This is a genomic window from Rhodococcus sp. 320_ES (assembly GCF_059691855.1).
The window spans coordinates 391,143-414,537 of record NZ_JCAWAG010000005.1 but is presented as its reverse complement, the minus strand read 5'-3'; the positions used below and the strand labels follow the sequence as shown (position 1 = coordinate 414,537).

Sequence of the window (23,395 nt, the reverse complement as noted above, 5' to 3'; positions counted from 1 at the left end):
GATTCGCACCGTGAGCGCGGAATCGTTGCACCGCACGGCGCGTCGGGCACTGGTCGACTGGACGGCCCGCGACGGTCACGACGACACGCTGCGCCACACCATGCTGGCCTTCCTCGACAGCGCACCGCTGGGGTGTCTGCGGGAGAATGTCGCCGGCCACATCACCGCATCGTCACTGGTCCTCGACGACGGCGGATGCCACGTGCTGCTGACCCTGCATCCGCGAATCGGCCGGTGGGTGCAGCTGGGTGGTCACTGCGAGCCGAGCGACGACGGCATCGTCGATGCCGCGCTCCGTGAAGCCGTGGAGGAGAGCGGGATTGCCGACCTCGCGATCGAACCCGGTCTGCTGTCGATCCACACGCACCCGATCACGTGCTCGCTCGGCGTGCCGACGCGACACCTCGACCTGCGATTCCTGGTGCGGGCACCGGCGAACGCGCACATCGTGCGCAGCGACGAATCCGTCGATCTGCGGTGGTGGCCCGTCGACGACCTCCCGGACAGCGCCGAGCGGGACACCATCGACGACATGCTGCGCCGCGCAGGGAGTATCGCGTAGGCGCTAGATGTCGGACGAGAAGCGCACGCCGCCGTCGGGCAGGGTGACTCCGGGCCAGACCCGAGCTCCGCGCAGCAGTTCGCACCGTGCGCCCACGTTGGCTCCGTCGCCGATCACCGCGTCGCGAACGAGTGCGCGGGGTCCGATACGAGCGCCGAACCCGAGAATCGAGCGTTCCACCACGGCTCCGGCCTCGACGCGGGCACCGTCGAACAGGATCGCGCCGTCCAGGCGGGCGCCGGCGCCCACCTCGGCTCCGCGACCGACCACGGTGCCGCCCACGAGAACTGCTCCGGGCGCCACCCCGGCACCGGGGTGTACGAGGGATTCACCGCGCGGACCGTCGAGGGCCGGCGACGGAGCGATTCCGCGAACGAGGTCCGCGGATCCGCGGACGAAGTCCTCCGGTGTGCCCATGTCGCGCCAGTAGGCGGTGTCCACGTGGCCGAACACGCGCTTGCCGTCGCTCAGCAGATTCGGGAACACCTCACGCTCGACCGACACCGGCCGATCCGACGGGATGGACTCGATGATCTCGCGCTTGAACACGTAGCACCCGGCGTTGATCTGGTCGGTCGGCGGGTCTTCCGTCTTCTCCAGGAACGCCGTGACGCGTCCGTCGGAATCGGTGGGGACGCAACCGAATGCCCTTGGATCGCCGACTCGGACGAGGTGCAGCGTGACGTCTGCTTCGGTGCTGTGATGGGTGTCGAGGACGGCGCGCAGGTCCGTTCCGCCGAGGACGTCGCCGTTGAACACCATGACGTTCTCGGCCCGCAGGCGCGGCAACACGTTTCGGATACCGCCGCCGGTGCCCATGGGGTCCGTCTCGGTGACGTACTCGAGCTCGAGCCCGAGCGCGCTTCCGTCGCCGAAGTGATCCTCGAAAACCTCTGCCTTGAAGGACGTTCCGAGCACCACGTGCTCGATGCCGGCCTCCTTGATGCGCGCCAGGAGGTGCGTCAGAAACGGCAGTCCCGCCGTCGGCAGCATGGGCTTCGGAGCGGAGAGGGTGAGCGGCCGGAGCCGAGTTCCCTTGCCGCCGACCAGAACCACTGCGTCGGTTGCCGAGCCCGTCATCGATTACCACCTTTTCGTTGCTCGTTCGAGGAATTCGTGTCGCGCTCCTTGGTCGCTGCACTGACGACCAGACGGGAGCGCACGGCGAGACCGCCGCGCAGCGCCCATCGCAGAGGAGCTTGCCATCGATCGGGGTGCCGGTCTGCCTGGAACCGATATGCGCTCTGGTGATGGGCGGGCAGCATCAGCTCGGGGTGACGGCCCGCGGCGTGGCCCTTGGCGTGGACCACCTCGGCCGTCGGGACGTAGACGTTCTGCCACCCGGCCTTCGACAGCCGGTCGCCGAGGTCGACGTCTTCCATGTACATGAAGTAGCGAGAGTCGAAACCGTTCACGGAGTCGAAGGCGGCCCGGCGCAGAAGCAAGCACGACCCGGAAAGCCATTCCACGGTGCGCTCCGACACCGCCTCGAGGTCCTGCCGGTAGCTCGCGGTCCACGGATTCGACGGCCACACGGTGCCGAACAGGGCGTGTCCCAAACCGGTCACCAGATCCGGCACACGCCGGGCGGACGGGTAGTGGGTGCCGTCGGGCTCCAGGATCAAGGGGCCGAGGGATCCGGCTCGCGGCCACCGCTCCGCGGCGTCGAGCAGCCGGTCGATCGAGCCCTCGGACCACTGCACGTCCGGGTTTGCGACGATCACGAACTCGACGTCCGAGTCGACCTCGGTCACGGCGCGGTTCGCCGCGCCGCCGTATCCGATGTTCTCCCCGGTGCGCAGCAACGTGACGTTGTCGTACGTGCGCTCCGCGGCTTCGGGCGATCCGTCCGTCGAGCCGTTGTCGGCCATGATCACCGACACCCGCCGCGTGGTGGCTCGGGTCAGCGAGGTCAGAAATCGATCCAGATGTTCGCCCGGCGAATAGGTCACCGTTACGACGGCCACATGGTCACTCACGCCGGTCAGACTATCGGCTGTCGGCCGCCGACCCCGCCAAGGCCGCGGCCAGAGCGTCCTTCCAGTCGCGCAGCGGTGTCAGTCCCGCCCCGGTCCAGGATGCGGGCGAGAGCACCGAATACGCAGGCCGCGGCGCCGGGCGTACGAACTGCGCGCTGCTGCAGGGACGGACCCGTTCGGGGTCGGACCCCACTGCGGAGAACACGGCGCGCGCCAGGTCGAACCACGTCGCACTGCCCGAGTTGGTCGCATGGACCACCGGCGGAACGGGGCCCGGGTGCAGCGCGAGTTCGAGCAGCGCGTCGGCCAGATCGGCCGAGTGGGTGGGCGAGCCGAGCTGATCGTTCACGACGTCGACGGTGTCTCGTTCACGCTCGAGACGCAGCATCGTCGCGACGAAGTCCGAACCCGACCCGGTGTAGACCCACGCGGTGCGCACCACGGTCGCGGACGGAAGTTCGCGGTGCAGGGCCACCTCCCCGGCCAGTTTCGTGCGGCCGTACGCCGTGCGCGGGGCGGTGGGATCGTCGGGTTCGTAGGGGACCGACGCATCGCCGGCGAACACGTAATCCGTCGAGACGTGAATCACTCGTGCGCCCACCTCGGCGCACGCGCGGCCGAGCACGGCGGGGCCGGTCTCGTTCACCCGCGCGGCATTCTCCTCGTCCGTCTCCGCCGCATCGACCGCCGTGTACGCGGCGCAGTTGATCACCACGTCGCCGGGCTGCACCGCGGATCGGACGGCCTCGAAGTCGGTGATGTCCAGGTCGGCGGAGGTCGCGCCGGTCGCGGAGCCGGGTGCTGCAGCGGCCATGACGCGGGATCCGAGCTGTCCGCCGGCGCCGGTGACGAGCAGGTGCGGGGCGTCGTCGCGTCGTCCACTTCGTTCCGTGTTCACAGCGTCAGAGTGTGGCACGCCGATCTCGCCTCCGGGGGACGAGCGGTTACGACGGCTAACCTCTATCTTTGTGACGGATTCTGATGTGCCGTGGGATCCGCAGGGATCGGAACGACGCCCCCGACGACGGCCGGCCGAGCGGCAGCGGATCGACGGACGGCGCGGCCGAGGTCGTAGACAGCGCGGCGCGCCGACGACTGCCCCGCGCGGGCGGGCCACGTCGCGCGGCGGTTCCCATCGCGGTGGCGAGCGCGGGGCCGCCGCCACGACACCGAAACGCAACCCGGGCCGGGTGCTCGTGGCGGGACTGTCCACGGTGGCCGTGCTTGTCACCGGAATCGCATGGCAGAGCGTCGATTCACTGCGATCGAACCTGGCGACGGTGTCGGATCTCGGTCTCGGCGACGGCGCGGACGGCGCCGTCGACATCCTGATGGTCGGAACCGACAGCCGCACCGACGCATTCGGCAATCCGTTGTCCCAGCAGGAACTGGACTCGTTGCGCGCCGGCGACGAAACCGCGTCGAACACCGACACCATCGTTCTGATTCGAGTGCCCAACGACGGGTCGTCCGCCACGGCGATCTCGATTCCCCGCGACGCCTATGTCGACGTTCCCGGAATCGGGATGTCGAAGATCAACGCCGCGTACGGCGCCACCAAGGAAGAGGACCGGCTGAAGCTGGTCCAGTCCGGGGTCTCCGACGCCGACGCCGAGGCGGAGTCCACCAAGGCCGGGCGCCAGGCGTTGATTCAGTCGGTCGCCCAGCTCACCGGGGTGACCGTCGACCACTACGCCGAGGTGGGTCTGCTCGGGTTCGTCCTGCTGACCGATGCCGTCGGCGGCGTCGACGTGTGCCTGAACGCGCCGGTGGACGAGCCGCTCTCCGGTGCCAACTTCCCGGCGGGCCAGCAGACGCTGACCGGATCGAACGCGCTGAGCTTCGTGCGTCAGCGTCACGACCTTCCCCGCGGCGATCTCGATCGCATCGTGCGCCAGCAGGTGTTCATGGCGTCGCTGGTCCACAAGGTGCTCAGCGCCCGAACATTGAGCAATCCGAGCACCCTGGGGCAGCTCAGCTCCGCGGTCCAGCGCTCGGTGGTCATCGACTCCGATTGGGACATCCTGCAGTTCGCAACGAAGTTGCAGGATCTCGCCGGCGGATCGGTGAAGTTCGAGACCATCCCCGTCGTCGACATCAATGCCGTCACCGACTACGGCGAGTCGATCGTGCAGGTCGACCCGTCCGCCGTGAAGGCCTACGTCGAGGGCCTCCTGGGCGGCGACGACACGAGCTCGCAGACCACGACGCCCACCGTCGACCCGTCGTCCATCACGGTGGACGTGGCCAACGACAGCGGAATCGACGGTCTGGCCTCCGCCGTGTCGAGCGCGCTCGGTAAGTCGGGTTATCGAGCCGGCCAGGTCGGAAACAACGACGGTGCATCCGTCACCACCACGACCGTTCTCGCGACGGATGCGGACAGCGCTGCGGCGACGACCCTGGCCGCCCAGCTCGGGAACGCGACGGTGGCGGCCGACCCGTCGCTGGGTGCCGACACGCTGCGCGTCGTTCTGGCGTCCGACTACGCCGGGCCGGGCGCCGACGGCTCCGCGGCACCGACCGACAGCGGGATCTCGCCGGCCGGCGATTCCGCGACGCCTGCTCCCCCAGCGCCGGCCATCGATGCCGGGCGCACGGGCCCGGCCTGCGTCAACTGACCGAGGAGTTTCGTCATGCCCGCCTCCACCCTCACCGACACGCTGCTGTCCCCGATTCTCGAATCCGACCCGGCAGGTCCGCGCATCACCTATTACGACGACGCGACGGGTGAACGCATCGAGCTGTCCGCGGTGACTCTGGCGAACTGGGCGGCCAAGACCGCCAACTTCCTGCGCGACGATTTCGGTTTCGCGCCGGGAGGCGTCGTGGCCGTCGCTTTGCCGGCGCATTGGCAGACCGCTGCGGTTCTCCTCGGTGCGTGGTGGGCGGGCGCTGAGGTGGTGCTCGACGCGCAAGCGCATGCGGACGTGGCGCTGGTGACCGCGGACGGTGTCGACGCGGCGAACGCGGACGAGGTGGTCGCGTTCTCGCTCGACGCGTTCGGCAAGGCGGTTCCGGATCTGCCGATCGGGGTGACCGATTACGCGACCTCGGTTCGCGTACACGGCGATCAGTTCGTGCCCTCCGGAGCGGGCACCGCGGTTCTCGACGGCCGCACGATCGACGACGTGCTGGGTGCCGCACGCGCGCGGGCCGCCGATCACGGCATCACCGCGACCGATCGTGTGCTCTCGAGTGCATCGTGGACCACGGCGGACGAGATCGTCGACGGTCTGCTGTCCGTGCTCGTCGTCGGGGCGTCCCTCGTGCAGGTGGCAGGCCCGAACGCCGATTCGATGGAACGCCGCATCGCCACCGAGAAGGTCACCGCGACCCTCGGCGGCTAGACGCCGTATCCGCCGTCGCGCAGGCCCGCTTCGATCTCGAATTTGTTGGCCGGACCGCGATGTCGACTTTCCTCGAGAAGATAACGAACGACGAAGGACAGCCCGAACCGAGCCCACTGGTCGGCATGCACCGATTCGTGTCGGAGCAGGGCGCGGGAGGGAACTCCTCCCGTGAGGAAGGCGCCTCCCACGCAGGTTCCGCCGCGCGCGAACCCCCACCGCATGTTCTCGCAGACGAACAGCGCGACATCGTCGTCGAACCGAATTCGAGCGCGCAACAATCGGGCCCATCCGAGCGCCAGGACGGTTGCGAGCCGGGCCTGCCGGGAGCCTCGCGCTGCGCGGGTCAGGGCACTCACAGAACCCACACTGCGCTCATCGAAACCACCACGCGCTCACAGAATCCACACCAGGACCAGGCCGAGCGCACAGGCGGCCACGGACGTCACCAGAGACCCCAGCGCGTTGACGGCAGCGGTCCCGGTTCTCCCCGCCTGCACCAGCCGAACGGTCTCGACGCTTGCGGTGGAGAACGTGGTGAAGCCGCCGCAGAATCCCGTGCCGAGCACGGCCTGCCAATCGGCCGACGCGTGATGAAACGACACCAGTCCGGCGAGAATCCCCAGCAGCAGGGAACCGGTCACGTTGATCGCGAACGTTCCCAGCGGGAACGATCCCGCCCACCGCCTCCGCACCTCGGCGTCGACAGCGAATCTGAAGACCGCGCCCACCGCGCCGGCCACGAGCACCGCGACAACGATCATCGCCGTGCCCGCGATCCCACCGCGCCGCCCACCGCGATGCCGGCGAACGCGGCCACGGCGCCGGCCACGACGGACACGGCGGCATAGGCCACACCCGTTGCCACAGCACCGTTCTCGGCCAGCCGTACGGTCTCGAGCGCGAACGTGCTGTAGGTGGTGAACGCACCGCAGAATCCGGTTCCGAGCAGCAGCCGGATCGACCGTCTCCGGCCGGTGTCCGGCCCGCGCCGCATCAACATCTCGAGCAGCAGGCCCAGCACGAACGCGCCGACGACGTTCACGACGAACGTCGCAACGGGCCAGCCGGTGTCCCCGTGCACCCACGCTTCCTCGACCGCGTACCGCAGCGCGGTACCCAGTGCGCCGCCTGCGAACACGAGGGCCAGTGCCTCCGGCCTGCGGTGCAGGGGCCGTTCGCTGACTACCCCATCGGAATCGACCGGCCCCTCGGACACGTCGAAATCAGCCCAGCAACGAGCGTCGCAGCGCCTCGTCCTTGTCCAGAACCATCGCCTCCAAAGATTTCTGGAACGACGACATACGTTCGCGCAGAACGGGATCCGACGATCCGAGGATGCGCACCGCGAGCAGGCCGGCGTTGCGCGCGCCTCCGATGGACACCGTGGCGACGGGTACACCCGCCGGCATCTGCACGATCGAGAGCAGCGAATCCATGCCGTCGAGGTATTTCAGCGGAACCGGTACGCCGATGACGGGGAGCGGTGTGGCCGAGGCGACCATCCCCGGCAGATGGGCTGCACCGCCCGCACCGGCGATGATCACCTCGATGCCGCGGTCGGCGGCACCGCTTGCGTAGTCCAGCATGCGCTGCGGTGTCCGATGGGCCGACACGACGCCCACCTCGAACGGAACACCGAACTCGGCCAACGCATGCGCCGCGGCCTCCATGGTGGGCCAGTCGGAGTCACTGCCCATGACGATGCCGACCCGGGGCCCCGTGGCGGCTTCTCCGGCGTCAGCCATCGTGATGATCCCATCCGTCGGTCCACTCGGCGTGTGAGAGCCAGTGCGCGGCGCGCTCGGCCCGTTCCCTCACGCCGGCAACGTATTCGGCGTCGTCGGCGGAACCCGAGGCGTCCCCGAGCACGTTGACGTGGCCGATCTTACGGTCCTCCCGCTCCCCCTTGCCGTACAGATGAACCTTGGCGTCGGGCATACGCGCGAACAGGTGATGCACCCGTTCGTCCATCGACATCGCGGGCGCGGCGGGCGCACCGAGGACGTTGGCCATCACCGTCACGGGAGCCAGTGGCGAGCTGTCGCCGAGGGGGTAGTCGAGCACTGCACGCAGGTGCTGTTCGAACTGCGACGTTCGAGCCCCGTCCATGCTCCAGTGACCGGAGTTGTGCGGGCGCATCGCGAGCTCGTTCACCAGCAGGCGACCGCTCGGAGTTTCGAACAATTCCACGGCCATCACACCGACCACACCGAGTTCGGAGGCGATTCTCAGCGCGAGGTGCTCGGCGTCGGCCGCGGTGTCACCGGACAGGCCCGGCGCCGGAGCGATCGCCACCGCGCACTGTCCGCGTCGCTGGACGGTCTCGACGACGGGCCACGTCGCGCCCTGGCCGAACGGGGAACGCGCGACCATGGCGGACAGCTCCCTGGCCATCTCGACCTTCTGTTCGACGAGCAGGGGCACACCCGATGCGAGTTGCTGCTCGACCACCTCTCGCGCGTGGTCGGCGTCGTCGAGCATCCAGACGCCGCGCCCGTCGTACCCGCCGCGGATCGCCTTGAGGACTACGGGCCACTGGTGTGCGGCTGCGAAATCGGTCACGTCGGACACCGTCGTCACCTCCGCGAACGCGGGAACGGGCATGGACAGCGACTGCAGTTTCCTGCGCATCTCGAGTTTGTCCTGCGCGTAGATCAGCGCGGTCGGGGGCGGCTGCACGTTGACCCCCTCGGCAACCAGGACGTCGAGATGCTCGGTGGGAACGTGCTCGTGGTCGAACGTGAACGCGTCGCTGCCGCGGGCTGCCGTACGCAGGTCGTCGAGATCGGAGTGGCTGCCGATCACCACGTCGGCGGACACGGCGGCGGCGGGATCACCGGGGCCGGCCGCGAGGACGCGCAGCGTCTGACCGAGGGCTATCGCCGCCTGGTGGGTCATCCGAGCGAGTTGACCACCGCCGATCATGGTGACGGTCGGCATGGAGGAGGTCGGTTCGCGGGGCGGCGTCTCACGGGGCTCGGTTCCTGTCACGCGATCATGGTGCCACGCCCCATGCCGAACGACTCGAATCGGTGGCCGAGGGCGCCGGGCTGCGACCACCGATTCGTCCCGGGCACCACATTGTTCGTAGACTCTGGCGTTGTGCCCTTGATCGACAACGTGATAGCCCGAGTCCCCCAGCCTTTCCGGGACCTCGCGCTGCGTCACAGCGAGCTGATCAAGTTCGCCATCGTCGGCGGCACCACCATGGTGTTCGACCTCGCGATCTTCTACTCGCTCAGTCTCACCATCCTCGAACCCAAGCCGGTGATCGCCAAGATCATCTCCGGCGTGATGGCCACCATTCTGAGCTACATCCTCAACCGAGAATGGGCGTTCAAGAATCGTGGTGGACGCGAGCGGCACCACGAGGCGCTGCTGTTCTTCACCATCAGCGGAATCGGCGTTCTGCTGGCCGCCGCGCCGCTGTGGATCGCCAACAACGTGTTCGACATTCGCGAGGCGCAGGAAAATCTGACGACGCGGGTGTTCGTCGACTTCGTCCTCAACTACATCATCGGCAATCTGCTGCAGATGGTCTTCCGCTTCTGGGCACTGCGCCGGTTCGCGTTTCCGGACGAGAACGGTCGAGTCGTGCTCGACGATGATCCGGCGGCCGACGAGGAAGAACAATTCGGGCACAGCTGAGGAGCGAAGCGGATCAGCCCGGTTGACAGCTGAGCAGCGGAGCGGATCAGCCCGAGTGCCAGCTGATTCAGCGAGGTTCGTGAATCCCTGCGCCGACGGGAACTGGAGTTTCGTCACGGACGGCCGGAAGGAACACGGCGAACAGAGCGGGTTTGCGCCGTTGAAGTTCGAGCCGTCCCCCGTCCGCTTCGACGAGCGCACGAGCAAGCGCCAATCCGACGCCGGTGGATCCGGCCCCGGAGAACCCACGGTCGAAGATGTGCGGTGCGAGGTCGTTGCTGACGCCGATTCCCTCGTCCGACACCTCGACGCACACCGTGGGCTCCATGTGGCCGCGAGCGGGCGCTCCGGAGACCAGTCGGACGGACACGGTGCACGTTCCGTCGCCGTGCTCGAGAGCATTCTGAACCAGCACCGACACCGCTTCGCGCAGCCGAGATCCGGTGACGGATGCGGTCACGTCCGGGTCGCCGCGCATGTCGAGTGTGCGGCCGGCGTCGCGGTAGGTGGAGTCCCATTCCTGGACGACTCCGGACAGTTCGTTCACGACCGAGACCGTCGACGCGCCCGCCGAGCCGTCGCTTCGGGAGGATCGGACGAGCTCGTCGATAGCGGACGTCAACCGGTCGACCTGAGCCATGGCCTCGTTCGCCTCGTCGACCACGGCCGGGTCGGGATACACCGACAGCTCGTCGAGACGGAGCCGCACCGCGGTCAACCGGCTGCGTAGCTGGTGGGACACGTCGGCTACCAGCGCGTGCTCACGTTGGAGCCGTCCCACGATCTCGACGGTGGCCGAGTCCAGGACGTCGGACACCCGGTCGAGTTCGGCGATGCCGTGCCGGGTCGCGTCCTGCCGGAAGTCGCCTTCGGCCAGGCGCGCGGCGCGTTTGGCCACCTGGAGCAAGGGATCGGCCAGCCGGCGTGCGGTCATGACCGCGACCACGGTCCCGGCTGCGATCGACGCCAGCACCACCAGCGCCACCGCGCCGACGGCTTGCTGCTGCAGGGTCCGCATGCGCGAGGACGGGACCTCGAGTCGGAGCGATCCGGACGTTCCCATCGACAGCGACTCGACGATCGGACTCGCGACGCTGGGCGCGCCGATGTCCATCCGCGACGCCGCGTCCTCCGGAGTCGGGTAGACCACGAGCAGGCGTCCACCCTCGGGAACGACGAGTCGAAGCGATGCGGTGTCGAGGGCGCCGTCGACGAACCCGTCGCCGCCCTCCTGGGAGATGATTTCCGCGGCCATCCGGTCCAACCGGGACTGCAGGTCGCTGCGGGTGAAATCCTCGACCCACAACCATGCCGTGTAGGTGAGAGGCAATCCGAGGAGCAGTCCGGTCAGGATGACGACGGCGAGGATCGATTGCAGAATGCGACGGCGCACGTCGAGCTCAGTCGGCGTTGATGCGGAAGCCGACACCGCGGACGGTGGCGATGCGACGCTCGGCGACGGGACCCTCGTCGCCGATCTTGCGGCGCAACCAGGACATGTGCATGTCGAGTGTCTTGGACCCGCGGAGCTCCGCATCGCCCCAGACCTCCTGCAGGATCACCTCGCGCGGCACCACCTGGCCGGCGTGATCGAGGAGGATCTTGAGAAGTTCGTACTCCTTGTTGGCAAGACCGATCTCGGCGCCGTCGACCAGAACGCGTCGCGCGGCGGAGTCGAGTTTGATGCCGCCCACTTCCACCACGGAGTCCTCGGCACCTGCTCCACGCCGGCGCAGCAGAGCCCGCACGCGCGCCATGAGCTCGGCGAGCCGGAACGGCTTTCCGACGTAGTCGTCGGCGCCGGCGTCGAGGCCGACGACGAAGTCGACTTCGTCCGTGCGGGCCGTCAGCATCAGCACGGCCAGCTCGGAACTGTGCGCCCTCACCTGGCGGCACACCTCGAGGCCGTCCATCCCCGGCAGACCCAGGTCGAGTATCAACAGATCGAACGACCCGGCCAGGGCCCGCTCGAGGGCGAGCGGTCCGGTCGCCTCCACGGTCACCGTGTACCCCTCTCGCCCGAGGGCGCGGGACAGCGGTGCGGCGATTGCCTCGTCGTCTTCGGCAAGCAGGACTTCGGTCACGTGAATCAGCTTACGAGTCTCGGTCGTCGGCGCGCCGGTAGCGATCGTCGGAGTCGGAGTCGCGGCGCATGTCCATGGCGTCGAACACCTGGTGGTAGAGCAGCGAATGGACGCGCTCCACCTGCGGAACGTCGTCGAATTCGAGGGGATCGTCGGACGAGGCCACGATGATCAACGTTCCGGTTCGCAGCATCCTGTCGACGAGCCCGTGCCGGAACTGCACGTTGCTGATGCGGCCGAGCGGGATGTCGATCCCCGATTGGGTCAGGATGCCCTGCCTGATCAGCACCCGCCGGTCGGTGACGATGAAGTGCGTGAAGCGCCAGGCGAGCAGCTTTCCCACGCAGCGCCACGCGATCACACCCAGCCACACCGCGACGACCACCGCGAGCAGGACGGTTCGGGTGGTTCCGTCCACCTGCTTCGTCACCAGCCCGAGGAGGAACCCCGCCACCGCCGTTGCGAGGAGGAACGTGACCGCGGGGAGGAACAGCATCTTCCAGTGCGGGTGCCGGTGGAGCAGAAGCTCCTCGTCGGCGGCGAGCATGTCCTGCGGGTACGCCATGGCGGAGATAGTAGTCAGACGACGGTGCGCAGGTGGGTGACGTCTCCGGCCGACACGGCGACGGGCGCGGAACCGGCTCCGTCGGGCCGGACCACGATGCGCCCGTCCTCGTCGACGTCGGTCGCGGTTCCGATCAGCTCGTTGTCACCGGGCATGACGACTCGCACGCGGCGTCCGAGCGTGCCGCACCGGGCGCGGTAGGGCTCCGCGAGGGACGTGGTGTCCCACCCTGCGTCACGCCAGGCGTCCACTGCCGAGCCCAGAGTGCGCAGCAACGACCGCACCAGCGTGTCACGATCGAGCACGGCCGCGTTCTCGATGGCCAGCGACGTCGCGGTCGGCACGGGTAGTTCCGCGGCCGTCATCGACACGTTCAGGCCGATACCGACCACCACCGTGGGGGCGGAACCGCCCGGTGCGACTTCCGCGAGGATGCCGGCCACCTTGCGCCCACCGATCAACACGTCGTTCGGCCACTTCAGCTCGGCTTCCACCTCGGCCACCGATCGCAGCACGTCCACCACGGCCACTCCGGTGAGCAGCGGCAGCCACCCGAGCAGTGCGGGATCGATACCAGGGAAACGCAGCAGAGCCGACACCGCCAGCTGCGACCCCGCGGGAGCGGACCACGGGCGTAGATGACGGCCCCGCGCGCTGTCCTGGAAGTCGGCCACCACGGCACTGCGATCCGGGAGGTCGGCGGCCGCGGCGAGCAGATCCGCGTTGGTCGACCCGGTACGAGCGACGACGTCGACCCGCGCCCAGGATCCCTGCGGTCCGTGCACCAGGGCCCTCTGCAGAGTCTTGGCGTCGAGGGGCGGACGGTCCAGGTTCTCCCACATCCGGCCGAGCTTAGAGACCCCGCGCTCGCCCAGGTCGGTGTGACCCACCGGACACCGTCATCGTAAGGTGCAGTGCTATGACGAGTGTTCAGGATGCGTCCGCACAGGAATCGGTAGCCGAGCAGACCGAGGGCGCCGCGGCGCCGGATATCCACACCACGGCGGGCAAGCTCGCCGAGTTGGCGGCGCGGCGCGCACAGGCCGAGTTGCCGATGGGTGAGGCAGCGGTCGACAAGGTGCACGCCAAGGGCAAACTGACCGCCCGCGAGCGCATCACCGCGCTCCTGGACGAGGGCTCGTTCGTCGAACTCGACGCCCTGGCCCGGCACCGCAGCGTCAACTTCGGCCTCGCCGAGAACCGCCCGTTCGGCGACGGAGTCGTCACCGGGTACGGAACGGTCGACGGCCGCGACGTGTGCGTGTTCTCGCAGGACGCCACCGTGTTCGGCGGCAGCCTCGGCGAGATCTACGGCGAGAAGATCGTCAAGGTCATGGACCTCGCACTCAAGACCGGACGCCCACTGATCGGCATCAACGAAGGCGCCGGCGCCCGCATCCAGGAAGGTGTCGTCTCGCTCGGTCTGTACGGCGAGATCTTCCACCGCAACGTTCGCATGTCCGGTGTCGTGCCGCAGATCTCGCTCATCATGGGACCCGCCGCGGGTGGTCACGTCTACTCCCCCGCGTTGACGGACTTCGTCGTCATGGTCGACGGCACGTCGCAGATGTTCGTGACCGGCCCCGACGTCATCAAGACCGTCACCGGCGAGAACGTCACCATGGAAGAACTCGGTGGCGCGCAGACGCACATGGAGAAGTCCGGTGTCGCGCACTACGTGGCGTCCGGGGAGCAGGACGCACTCGACTACGTTCGCGACCTGCTGTCCTACCTGCCGTCGAACAACCAGGCCGCCGCGCCGCGCCTGGCCCCGACGGACCCGATCGACGGCGCGATCGCCGACAGTCTCACGGCCGACGACCTCGAGCTCGACACCCTCATCCCGGACTCACCGAACACCCCGTATGACATGCACGAGGTGATCACCCGCATCCTCGACGACGGCGAGTTCCTCGAGGTTCAGGAAGGCCGCGCGCGCAACATCATCGTCGGCTTCGGCCGGGTCGACGGTCGCAGTGTCGGCATCGTGGCCAATCAGCCGATGTCGTTCGCCGGCACGCTCGACATCGCCGCTTCCGAGAAGGCCGCCCGGTTCGTCCGCACGTGCGACTGCTTCAACGTTCCGATCCTGACCTTCGTCGACGTTCCCGGATTCCTGCCCGGCACCGGACAGGAGTTCGACGGCATCATCCGCCGCGGCGCGAAGTTGCTGTTCGCGTACGGCGAGGCAACGGTCGGCAAGATCACCGTCATCACCCGCAAGGCGTACGGCGGTGCGTACGACGTCATGGGGTCCAAGCACATGGGCGCCGACGTCAACCTGGCGTGGCCGACGGCTCAGATTGCCGTGATGGGTGCGTCCGGCGCCGTGGGCTTCGTCTACCGCAAGCGTCTCGCCGATGCCGCCGCGGCCGGCGAGGACGTCGACGCACTGCGCATCGAGCTGCAGAACGAGTACGAGGACACCTTGGTGAACCCGTACGTCGCTGCCGAGCGCGGTTACGTCGACGCGGTCATCCCGCCGAGCCACACCCGCGGCCAGATCGTCTCCGCTCTGCGGCTGCTCGAGCGCAAGCTGGTGACTCTGCCTCCGAAGAAGCACGGCAACATCCCGCTGTAGCGTCGAGAAGGTCGGATCTCACCAGAAGGTATGGGAGAGCGACCATTCGGCGAGTTCGGCGCTGATCGATTTGCGGAGCACGTCGGTGTCGCCGAACCAGTCCGGTGAGATTCCGAAGAACGTGACGGTGACCTTGTCGCCGTACTCGACGGCCCATGCGGCGATCGCGGGTCCCTGGGTGCGGCGGTCGGCGGCGTCTCGACCCTGCATGATCGCCCGGATGCCGAACGACTCGGCGGTGAGGTCACCGAGCCGCAGCGCGCTGTCCGGCGCTGCGCCGAGGTTGGACACCGTCACGTCGGGCCCGGCGATCGACCGCATCATGCCGCCCAGCAGGGCGTCGGGCAGCAGCCGCGCGACGGTCTGCAGGTTGTCCGCGACGGTGTCGTCCGAGTCCGCGTAGTCGGAGAACGCCTTCTTGCTGAGCGCCCGGATTTCCTGCAACCCGGCCTCGGGGCCGATCTCGCCGGGGACGCGAATCCACACTCCGCCCGATGCATTGGCGCGCTCGTCTCCGTCGCTGCGATTGCTCACCGCGATACAGATCTTGGTGCCCTGCGGTCCCATCGGGTATCCGGATCGCCGCAGAAGTCCGCCGAGCAGAGCGGTGAACAGACTGTTCGCCGTCCCCCCGTGTTCGGCCGCGCGCGCCACCCACTCCGCCTTGTCCAGATCGACGATCGCGAGGGTGGTGTCCGGTCCCGGCCCGTGCTGCCGCGGCGCCGTGGATTCGGCGTCGTGCTCACGAGCAGGCCCCTTACCCTTGGCCTTTCGTCCCTCCCAGAGAGGTCTGGCCAGGATGCGTACGGCGTTGGCTGCGGCGCCGATCTGACCGACCGCGTCGGCGACGTCGCCTCGCAGTCTCGCCGACCCCGTGAGCTCGTCCGGGGCAGGCAGCGAGTTGGTCGGCGTCCCCTCGTGCGCTCGGGCGAGCGCGTTGTACACCGCCTGGCCGTCGGCGACCATGTGCGACACCAACAGCGCGAGCACGAATCGTCCGGACTCCGTGGTCGCGTGTTCGAGCTTCCATCCTCGTCCGGCGATGGGATCGAGATCGGCCTCGCGCAGCCGGTGATCCACCCACGCACCCACCGCCGCGTCGTCGATCGGTTCGGCCTCGGAGTAGACGGCGGGCACCGTCTCCACACGGACCCAGCGGTCCCGCGCCACGGGGACTCGCGAGGGCATGACCTTTCGGTTCAGAGCGCCCGCGGCAAGTTGGTCGTTGAACGCCTCGACCACAGCGTCACCCGGATGACGCGGATAGATCCACATGTACTGGATCGGGGCAGTCCAGCCAAACAGCCGCTCCGCGAGAGCGTACGACTCGTCCGCTCCTGCAACACGATTCATCGAGAACACTCCTCCTCTTTACGAACCCACCCGCTCACCAGAAGCGGTGCGGCACGTTCCACCCGGTCAACTCCGCGGACAAGAGTCCACGCAAGCGTGCCGCGTCGGGCACGTGCTCCTCGTCGAACGCGAGCACGGCGAACGTGACGGTGCCATCGGCCTCGAGCAACCACGACTGCAGACCCTCTCCGAAACGCTGCGGCCCCGCGGGATCGACACCCTGCGCCATCCCCCGAAAGGAGACGAACTCGGCGCGGGTGCCCCCGAGGGTCAGCGCCGACGCGTCGACGGTGCCGAGGTTGGAGACCATCACGTCGGGCATGCCGGATTCACCGGACATCACGATCGACGTCACCACCGACAGAGGTAGCACCTGCAGAAGCCGCTGGAGATGAATCATGGCCGGACGCCGACCCTGTGAGAGAGCCGTGAACGCTTCCTTGCACAGACGCCTGATCTCGGTCAGGTCGGTCCCGGGGCGGACCCGCTCGGGCAGGACCACCGATACACCGCCGGTGGCGTTCGCTCGATCGTCCCCGTCACCGCGCAGGCTCATCGGAATGCCGACCTTGACCGCGGAGAGATCGGGGGCGTAGCCCGACGCCCACAGCGCGCCGGCCACGACCGCGACGAACAGCGAATTGCTGGTCCCGCCATGCTCTTCGGCTGCACGTTTCCAGTCGGCGCTATCGACACGCACCACCGCCCGAGAGCCCGTGGCGGTCGGGGCCCGGTCGGACATGGGCGATCGCGCCGGAACCGGCGGCGGCGGTGTGGACGCCCCGCCGCGGCGCTCGACCACGGACGTCGCCGCGGTGGCGACCGCTCGTGCCACACCGGCGACCGCTCCCACGATCTGTGCCGCCGCGTCCACGACATCGCCTGCGACAGTGGGAGGACGCAGGTCCGAACGATCGTCTGCGGGTCGAACGGCGGACATCGCCTCCTGCGCCGCGGACACCAGCGACTGCCCGTCGGCCACCAGGTGCAGACAGGTGAGCGAGAGAACGAATCCGCCGCTGGTGGTCTCCACACCGCGCAGTTTCCATGCGGTGCCGAATTCGGCGTCGAGGTCCGTGGTCGCCAGATCGTGTGCAGCCCAGTCGTGTCCGGCGGCGGGGTCGATGGCGTCGTCGTCGATTGTCAGCGACGGCCTCAGCACCGACCGCGCCCATCGCGGTCGCGCCAGCGGGATCGCGGGCCGCACGATCCTCCGATTCAGTGCGCCGTCGGCCAGAGCGTCGTTCATGCGCTCGACCGCGTCCCTGTCGGGTGCGGTCTCGAACGACCACGCCAGTTGGAGAACGACCGACCACCCGAACGCCTCCTTCAGAAACCAGTAGGTGAAGTCTTGGTCCTGGAGCCTGCGGGTGGTCACCGGCGCACCGCCAGCGACTCGACGAGGTCCGCAGCGTGCGCGGCCGCAGCACCCGGATCGACCATCGATCCGGCGAACGCGGCTGCCGCAGCGCCTGTCTCGGGGGACAGCACCGTGCGCAGGCCGTCCGTCAAGGTGTCGACCGTCATCGCGCGCAGCGACGTCGACGCGCCCACACCCAGCCGTGTCAGCCGACTGCCCCAGAAGGGTTGGTCCGAGGACACCCAACACACCAGAGTCGGTTTTCCCGCGCGCAGACCGGCCGCGGTGGAGCCCGCTCCCCCGTGGTGCACGACGGCGCGACACTGCGGGAACAGCCGATCGTGATTCACCGCGCCGACGATCCGCACCGGACCGTCGTGCCGGACGGACTCACCGAAGTCGTTCCAGCCCATGGAAATCAGTGCCCTCTCGCCCACGGCGGCGCACGCGCTCGCGATGGTCGAGACCAGCTCCGCGGGGTCGGGTACGGGCATCGACCCGAATCCGAAGTAGACCGGCGGTGGGCCCTGCGCGATCCACGACGACGTGTCGTGGTCCAGTTCGACGTCTTCTCCGATGGACGCGCGGGTCTCGGCGTCGAGATCGAGGAATCCGACGAAGGGGCGATGGTCCGCCCACTCGGCCTGAAGTTCCGGGCACAGCGAGGGGTCGTACGCCTGGATCTCGATACCTCCGGCGGATTCGACTCGCGGCGGTACGCCCGACCGCACCGTCGCCAGACCCAGTCGACGACGCAGAGCATTCTCCCGGTGTGCGGTCAGCGCCCACAGCAGGCCGTCGTAGGCGGACCACGTCGCCGACGTGGCCCACGAGGGCAGTGAACCGGGTGCGCCGGGCAATGGGGAGACGAGGCTGTTTCGGCGGATCGGGGCATGTTGCAGTGTCGCGAAGGCCGCTCCGCGGTGTTCTGCGACCGACAGGGCGATCTGCTCCGTGGTCACACCTGTCACCACCACGTCGGCCCCGTCGGTCAGCTCGAGCGTGTCCTCGACCATGCCGTCCCAGCCGTAGTTCCACAGCTCGGCCACCGCCGCCGCCCGCTGCCGCAGCGAGCCGGTACGAGTTCCGTGGCGAACCAGGTCGGAGTTCATGTGCGCGCGGGTGTCGTACCCGAAGGGCCGCGTCTTCAGTCCGGCCTCCGCGGAGAACGATTCGAGATTGGGCGGAACCCCCATCGTCACGTCGTGCCCCCGGCGCTGCAGGTGCGCACCGAGCACGACTGCCGGTTGAACGTCGCCACGAGTTCCGCTGACGGTGAATACGATGTTCAACGATGCTCCCGTCGGATACCGACACTGCGGTCGGTGTACTTGCTCGGGCAAACTACGACCCTATCGCCGCGTCCGGCGCGGCGGGACGAGACCATTCTCACAATTGCCGATGTCTATGTGACGCACCACGACACTGTGCCGCAAATCTTTGCGGCACAACACGATCTGCGAGCATGGGGCATCATCGTCGCTGGAGGGGAGGGTGATCCGAGTGAAGTTCGTTCTGTCGTTCGGTGGCAGTCGCGGTGACGTGCAGCCCGGTGTCGCTCTCGCTGCGACGCTGCTCGGTCGTGGGCACGAGGTGGCAATGGCCGTCCCGCCCAACCTCGTTCGGTTCGTCACCGACGCCGGCGTGTCGGCACACCCGTGCGGAGACAGCACGGACGACATACTCCGTTCCGAACTCGTCTCGCGGGACCTCAAATCGTCCAACCCCCGTCGGCGGTTGAGGGCCGTCTCGGAACTGACGCTCCGCGGCGGCCGCTCGACGCAGCGGACCCTGATGGACCTGACCTCGGATGCGGACGTGATCGTGGGGTCCAGCGTCGGACAGGAACGCGCCCTCAACGTCGCCGAGAGCCACCGAATCCCCTACGTTCCGATTCACTACTGCCCGGTCCGGAGAAACGGCATCGTGTCCATGGTGCCCGTCGCGTCCGGCCTTGCGGCGCCGATCACACGCGCGAGTTGGACCGTGCTGGAACAGATTCTGTGGCAGGCAACCCGCCGCGTCGAGAACGAACTGCGTGCCGATCTGGGCCTGCCGGCGGCCACCGCTACCGCCGCGGCGCGCATCGCGCGACGGGGCGCGCCCGAGATTCAGGCGTACGACGGTGCGGTGTTTCCCGGCCTGAGCTCCGAATGGGGCTCGGCGCGGCCCCTGGTCGGGTTTCTCGACCTCACCGACGCCACCCGCAGTCGCCTCGACCGCCCTGACACCGGTACCGACCACGCACTCGAAAGGTGGCTCGACGCCGGACCGCCGCCCGTGTACATCGGCTTCGGGAGCATGACCGTTCCGAATTCGGACAGAATCGAAGCCGCCATCGTCGCAGCCGCCGAGGCGACAGGTCGGCGCGTGTTGGTGACGTCCGGGTGGAGCAACTTCATGCGCCCACGGAGCGATCACGGCAGCAACCTGTACGTGATGTCGTCGGTCGACCACGCGCGCATCCTGCCTCGGTGTGCGGCAGCGGTGCACCACGGCGGCGCCGGATCCACGGCGGCCGGATTGCGCGCGGGGTTGCCGACACTCGTCTGCTGGTTCGGCGCCGATCAACCGATGTGGGGCCGGCAGATCACCGAACTCGGTGTCGGCAGGGCACTTCCGGTCCGCGCGATCACCGAGAAGACGCTGACGGCAGCGCTGCTCGACGTTCTCCGCGGCGACCGCGCCGAGGCCGCTGCGTCGTTGCGCCGCCGCCTGACACCGGCAACCGACGCCGCGGATACTGCCGCGAACCTGATCGAATCCGTCACACGATCGAAGGAGAACCGATGAGTGCGAGGTACCTGTCCGTCGTCGTTCCGGCGTACAACGAGGCGGACAGCATCGGTGAGTGCCTCGACCGTCTGACTCGGCAACTCGATCACATCGCCGAGATCATCGTGGTGGACAACAACTCCACGGATTGCACGCCGTCCATCGTGGCGTCGTTCGCGGATCGGTTCCCAGAGGTGACCTTGATCAACGAGTCCGAGCAGGGACTCGTGTTCGCGCGTAACGCCGGTCTCGACGCGGCAATGGGCGACGCGATCGCTCGGATCGACTCGGACACCCGTGTCCCGGAAGGCTGGGCACGCTCGATCACCGAGTTCCTGGATGCGGACGTCGACACACGCTGGGCCGCAGTGTGCGGGCGCGGCGAAGCATACGACCTGCCGTACGGTGACGCCGTCGCTCGCATCAAGGAACGCATCAACCCGTTCGCACGCAAGAAGGTCGGCGACCAGGGCGTACGGGATGTCCCGGTTCTGTACGGCTCCAACATGATTCTGCGCCGGGACACCTGGGCGGCGATCTCCGACAAGGTCAGTATGCGACGAGACGTCTTCGAGGACGTGGACACCGGCCTGTGCGTTCAGGAGGCAGGTGGACGCAATGCGTTCCTGCCGCACATCACGGTCGGAGTGTCCGCCCGGCGGATGGAATCCTCGCTCCCCTCGTTCGTGACATACATGAGCTGCCTGCCCAGAACGCTTCTGCTGCATCGCCGGTACGCGTTGGCGGCAGGAGCCGCGCTGGTGTACCTGCCGTCGGTGACGATGTTGCACGCAGCACGCCTGCTGGTGATCCGCGCCTACGACAAGGACTCCGGCCGCTTCGCCGCCCGAAACCTGCTCCGCCCGAACGAGGATCGTGTGATGCCCTGATCACGCGCGGCGCATGTACACGCGCAGTGCAGTCGGGGCGGCGACGGCGAACACGGCGAACGCGCCGAGCAGGGACCACAGGATCTGCACCCCGAATTGACCGTCGTTTGCAAGCTGGCGCACGGCGGAAACAAGGTGCGACACCGGGTTGACGGCGGCGAACGCCTGCATCCACTGCGGCATGGTGTCGACGGGTACGAGGGCGTTCGACATGAACGTCAGCGGCATCAGCACCAGCATCGAGACACCCTGCACCGTCGACGCCTTGCTCATCAGGACGCCCATCAACGCGAATATCCAGCTCAGGGCGAAAGCGCACACGATGGTCAGGACGCAGGCGGCGGCGACGCCCACGACGCTGCCCGGTCGGTATCCCAGCGCCATCCCCACCGCGATCGTGATGACCGCCGCGACGGCGTACCGCACCACGTCGGCGAGGAGGGAGCCTGCGAGCGGGGCGATGCGGGCAATCGGCAACGACCGAAACCGGTCGAACACACCCTTGTTCATGTCTTCGCGCAGCTGCACACCGGTGGTCACCGACGCTGCCAGTGCGACCTGCACGAGGACACCCGGGATCAGCGTCGGCAGGTACGACTCGACGTTGCCCGCGATGGCTCCGCCGAAGATCCCGGCGAACATGACCGTGAAGACCACTGGCAGGACCAGAACGTCGAACAACTGCTGCGGGTTGTGCTTGAACTTCAGCAGCCCTCGGTAGGCCATCGTGCTCGCCTGCGCCGCCGCCGAGCGCACGGACACTCGGTACACGGGCTGCGTGGTGGTCACGGCGCGCCCGATGTCGCTGGGTTGCCGAACGACGGTCATGCTGCACCCTCCTCGGGCGGTACGTCCGGTCGATCGGTGATGGCGAAGAACACCTCGTCGAGAGTCGGCTTCTGTACGGCGATCTCGGCGACACCGACATCGGCCGCGCGCAGCGCGACCAGCATCTCCGGCACTGCCGCCATGTCCACGACCGGGGATCGGAGCGAGCTTCCATCGGAGGCGATCTCGACCCTCGAGCCCGTGAACCGCTCCACGATGGAGGCGCCGCGCGCGGCCGACTCCGAATCGGCCAGCGCAAGAACGAGAGTGGAGTTGCCGACGGCGGACTTGAGATCGTCGGCAGTGCCGTCGGCCACCACGCGTCCCTTGTCGACCACCACGATCCTGTCGGCCAGCTGATCCGCCTCGTCCAGATACTGGGTGGTGAGAAGGACGGTGGTACCGCCGGCGACGAGCGACTCGACCGTCGACCACATTCGTGCTCGGGTCCGCGGATCGAGACCCGTCGTCGGTTCGTCGAGAAACAGCAGAGGCGGATTCGTGATCAGACTGGCCGCCAGGTCGAGTCGGCGACGCATTCCACCCGAAAAGTGTTTCAGCGCTCTACCACTCGCTTCGGTGAGGTCGAACTCCACGAGCAACTCTGCGGCACGGTGCTTGGCCGAGGCGCGGGAGAGTCCGAGCAATCGGCCGAACACGGTCAGATTCTCGGTGGCGGTCAGGTCCTCGTCGACGGACGCGTACTGACCGGTGACGCCGATCGAACCGCGTACCGCCGTGGCGTCTCGCACGACATCGTGGCCGAAGATCTTCGCACTGCCTGCGTCGGGTCGCACGAGAGTGGCGAGCATCCGGACCAGTGTGGTCTTCCCCGCGCCGTTCGGACCGAGGACGGCGCAGACGGTGCCGGCGGGAACCCTGAGGTCGACGCCGTCCACAGCGCGGAAATTACCGAATTGTTTGGTCAGTCCCCTGGTCTCGACGGCCCATTCACAGTGTGGTGCCGCAATCGTGGTTGCCACAATCGTATTCTCCGAATCGAATCGCGGTGAACATCCTTTATACGGGGTCGGCGCCGGTATCGTGATGTGGGCCTGCGAGACAGTGCTCACCCGCGGCGGTCACAGTGAGGCCGGCCACCACCCGGACGGTCGGTTTCGGCAATCGGGCACACGATACCGATGTCGATTTCGGTCGTGAACTGTTGCAGCGCACTGATTTTGACTGCACCGATGTGGACATTGCCACGTACGCGACGTCGGTCCAACTGTCGCCGTTCACCCGGTGATTCGCGTCTGCCCAGCACCTGGTTTGTTGTGACATCTACTGAAAACACAAACGTAACCCGCACGTTGTTGAAGCTTTTACGAATTGGTTTGGCTACACAGTCGCGAATATCTGTCAATTACGTCGAAAGTGATTCAGAACACCGAGCTTCGAAATGAAGTACCGACTT

The 23,395-nt window shown here is 67.9% G+C and carries 24 protein-coding genes; 7 read left to right on the top strand and 17 right to left on the bottom strand.

Annotation, left to right across the window (positions count from 1 at the left end; all coding sequences use genetic code 11):
• Positions 1–10 precede the first annotated feature (10 nt).
• Positions 11–562: an NUDIX hydrolase gene (locus AC59JP_RS19645; RefSeq protein WP_497327482.1), complete on the top strand. Its 552-nt coding sequence runs from the start codon at positions 11–13 to the stop codon at positions 560–562.
• A gap of 3 nt (positions 563–565) precedes the next feature.
• Here the strand turns inward: AC59JP_RS19645 and manB are convergent, their stop codons facing one another.
• From manB to rfbD, 3 genes are read right to left on the bottom strand one after another with little or no spacing between them, the layout of a single operon-like run.
• On the bottom strand, positions 566–1,642 hold the full coding sequence (gene manB / locus AC59JP_RS19640; RefSeq protein WP_497327481.1) for a mannose-1-phosphate guanylyltransferase: 1,077 nt from the start codon (positions 1,640–1,642) through the stop codon (positions 566–568).
• Complete coding sequence (locus AC59JP_RS19635) at positions 1,639–2,541, bottom strand: glycosyltransferase family 2 protein (protein WP_497327480.1); 903 nt, start codon at positions 2,539–2,541, stop codon at positions 1,639–1,641. Before AC59JP_RS19635 ends, manB begins: the two co-directional genes overlap by 4 nt.
• Positions 2,542–2,551: 10 nt before the next feature.
• Positions 2,552–3,355 carry a dTDP-4-dehydrorhamnose reductase gene (rfbD, locus tag AC59JP_RS19630; protein WP_497327667.1) on the bottom strand — a complete coding sequence of 268 codons (804 nt, stop codon included), beginning with the start codon at positions 3,353–3,355 and terminating at the stop codon, positions 2,552–2,554.
• Positions 3,356–3,731: 376 nt separating this feature from the next.
• Between rfbD and AC59JP_RS19625 the strand changes: the two genes are divergently transcribed.
• Together AC59JP_RS19625 and AC59JP_RS19620 are read left to right on the top strand one after the other, a co-directional pair.
• The gene (locus AC59JP_RS19625) at positions 3,732–5,162 is read left to right on the top strand and encodes an LCP family protein (RefSeq protein ID WP_497327666.1); all 1,431 of its coding nucleotides are present in this window, start codon (positions 3,732–3,734) and stop codon (positions 5,160–5,162) included.
• A gap of 15 nt (positions 5,163–5,177) precedes the next feature.
• Positions 5,178–5,891: a TIGR03089 family protein gene (locus AC59JP_RS19620; RefSeq protein WP_497327479.1), complete on the top strand. Its 714-nt coding sequence runs from the start codon at positions 5,178–5,180 to the stop codon at positions 5,889–5,891.
• On the opposite strand, the gene AC59JP_RS19615 is transcribed toward AC59JP_RS19620, so the two are convergent.
• Genes AC59JP_RS19615 through AC59JP_RS19595 form a run of 5 tightly spaced genes read right to left on the bottom strand, consistent with a single transcriptional unit; the run spans position 5,888 to position 8,885 of the window.
• Complete coding sequence (locus AC59JP_RS19615; protein ID WP_497327665.1) at positions 5,888–6,241, bottom strand: hypothetical protein; 354 nt, start codon at positions 6,239–6,241, stop codon at positions 5,888–5,890. The two genes, AC59JP_RS19620 and AC59JP_RS19615, sit on opposite strands and share 4 nt — an antisense overlap.
• A gap of 45 nt (positions 6,242–6,286) precedes the next feature.
• On the bottom strand, positions 6,287–6,655 hold the full coding sequence (gene crcB / locus AC59JP_RS19610) for a fluoride efflux transporter CrcB (RefSeq protein WP_497327478.1): 369 nt from the start codon (positions 6,653–6,655) through the stop codon (positions 6,287–6,289).
• Positions 6,652–7,110 (bottom strand): fluoride efflux transporter CrcB, encoded by a 459-nt coding sequence (crcB, locus tag AC59JP_RS19605; protein WP_497327477.1) that lies wholly within the window; start codon positions 7,108–7,110, stop codon positions 6,652–6,654. Before crcB (AC59JP_RS19605) ends, crcB (AC59JP_RS19610) begins: the two co-directional genes overlap by 4 nt.
• Before the next feature lie 7 nt (positions 7,111–7,117).
• Positions 7,118–7,639, bottom strand: coding sequence for a 5-(carboxyamino)imidazole ribonucleotide mutase (gene purE / locus AC59JP_RS19600; protein ID WP_497327476.1), 522 nt, complete (start codon positions 7,637–7,639; stop codon positions 7,118–7,120).
• Positions 7,632–8,885: a 5-(carboxyamino)imidazole ribonucleotide synthase gene (locus AC59JP_RS19595; RefSeq protein ID WP_497327475.1), complete on the bottom strand. Its 1,254-nt coding sequence runs from the start codon at positions 8,883–8,885 to the stop codon at positions 7,632–7,634. The genes purE and AC59JP_RS19595 overlap by 8 nt, the downstream gene beginning before the upstream one ends.
• Positions 8,886–8,996: 111 nt before the next feature.
• On the opposite strand from AC59JP_RS19595, the gene AC59JP_RS19590 reads away from it, so the two are divergent.
• Positions 8,997–9,542 carry a GtrA family protein gene (locus AC59JP_RS19590; RefSeq protein ID WP_497327474.1) on the top strand — a complete coding sequence of 182 codons (546 nt, stop codon included), beginning with the start codon at positions 8,997–8,999 and terminating at the stop codon, positions 9,540–9,542.
• 67 nt (positions 9,543–9,609) lie between these two features.
• Here the strand turns inward: AC59JP_RS19590 and AC59JP_RS19585 are convergent, their stop codons facing one another.
• Genes AC59JP_RS19585 through AC59JP_RS19570 form a run of 4 tightly spaced genes read right to left on the bottom strand, consistent with a single transcriptional unit; the run spans position 9,610 to position 13,033 of the window.
• A complete protein-coding gene (locus AC59JP_RS19585) occupies positions 9,610–10,935 on the bottom strand; it encodes an ATP-binding protein (RefSeq protein ID WP_497327473.1) in 1,326 nt (441 codons plus the stop codon).
• A 7-nt stretch (positions 10,936–10,942) separates the two neighbouring features.
• Positions 10,943–11,626 (bottom strand): response regulator transcription factor, encoded by a 684-nt coding sequence (locus AC59JP_RS19580; protein ID WP_497327472.1) that lies wholly within the window; start codon positions 11,624–11,626, stop codon positions 10,943–10,945.
• 10 nt (positions 11,627–11,636) lie between these two features.
• Complete coding sequence (locus AC59JP_RS19575) at positions 11,637–12,191, bottom strand: PH domain-containing protein (protein WP_497327471.1); 555 nt, start codon at positions 12,189–12,191, stop codon at positions 11,637–11,639.
• Positions 12,192–12,205: 14 nt separating this feature from the next.
• Positions 12,206–13,033: a biotin--[acetyl-CoA-carboxylase] ligase gene (locus AC59JP_RS19570; RefSeq protein ID WP_497327664.1), complete on the bottom strand. Its 828-nt coding sequence runs from the start codon at positions 13,031–13,033 to the stop codon at positions 12,206–12,208.
• Positions 13,034–13,110: 77 nt separating this feature from the next.
• Here AC59JP_RS19570 and AC59JP_RS19565 point away from each other — a divergent pair, with 77 nt between their 5' ends.
• Positions 13,111–14,772, top strand: a complete 1,662-nt coding sequence (locus AC59JP_RS19565; protein ID WP_497327470.1) for an acyl-CoA carboxylase subunit beta — start codon at positions 13,111–13,113, stop codon at positions 14,770–14,772.
• 18 nt (positions 14,773–14,790) lie between these two features.
• Here AC59JP_RS19565 and AC59JP_RS19560 read toward each other — a convergent pair whose 3' ends face one another.
• The 3 genes from AC59JP_RS19560 to AC59JP_RS19550 are packed head-to-tail and all read right to left on the bottom strand — an operon-like array spanning position 14,791 to position 18,777.
• Positions 14,791–16,125 carry a hypothetical protein gene (locus AC59JP_RS19560; RefSeq protein WP_497327469.1) on the bottom strand — a complete coding sequence of 445 codons (1,335 nt, stop codon included), beginning with the start codon at positions 16,123–16,125 and terminating at the stop codon, positions 14,791–14,793.
• A 34-nt stretch (positions 16,126–16,159) separates the two neighbouring features.
• On the bottom strand, positions 16,160–17,503 hold the full coding sequence (locus AC59JP_RS19555) for a hypothetical protein (protein ID WP_497327468.1): 1,344 nt from the start codon (positions 17,501–17,503) through the stop codon (positions 16,160–16,162).
• Positions 17,500–18,777: a glycosyltransferase gene (locus AC59JP_RS19550; RefSeq protein WP_497327467.1), complete on the bottom strand. Its 1,278-nt coding sequence runs from the start codon at positions 18,775–18,777 to the stop codon at positions 17,500–17,502. Before AC59JP_RS19550 ends, AC59JP_RS19555 begins: the two co-directional genes overlap by 4 nt.
• A 211-nt stretch (positions 18,778–18,988) precedes the next feature.
• Between AC59JP_RS19550 and AC59JP_RS19545 the strand changes: the two genes are divergently transcribed.
• Positions 18,989–20,278 carry a glycosyltransferase gene (locus AC59JP_RS19545; RefSeq protein ID WP_497327466.1) on the top strand — a complete coding sequence of 430 codons (1,290 nt, stop codon included), beginning with the start codon at positions 18,989–18,991 and terminating at the stop codon, positions 20,276–20,278.
• Positions 20,275–21,150 (top strand): glycosyltransferase family 2 protein, encoded by an 876-nt coding sequence (locus AC59JP_RS19540; protein ID WP_497327465.1) that lies wholly within the window; start codon positions 20,275–20,277, stop codon positions 21,148–21,150. The genes AC59JP_RS19545 and AC59JP_RS19540 overlap by 4 nt, the downstream gene beginning before the upstream one ends.
• Here AC59JP_RS19540 and AC59JP_RS19535 read toward each other — a convergent pair whose 3' ends face one another.
• Together AC59JP_RS19535 and AC59JP_RS19530 are read right to left on the bottom strand one after the other, a co-directional pair.
• Complete coding sequence (locus tag AC59JP_RS19535; protein ID WP_497327464.1) at positions 21,151–21,978, bottom strand: ABC transporter permease; 828 nt, start codon at positions 21,976–21,978, stop codon at positions 21,151–21,153.
• Entirely contained in the window at positions 21,975–22,961 is a 987-nt protein-coding gene (locus AC59JP_RS19530; protein WP_497327463.1) for an ATP-binding cassette domain-containing protein, read from the bottom strand. Before AC59JP_RS19530 ends, AC59JP_RS19535 begins: the two co-directional genes overlap by 4 nt.
• Between the last annotated feature and the right edge of the window lie 434 nt (positions 22,962–23,395).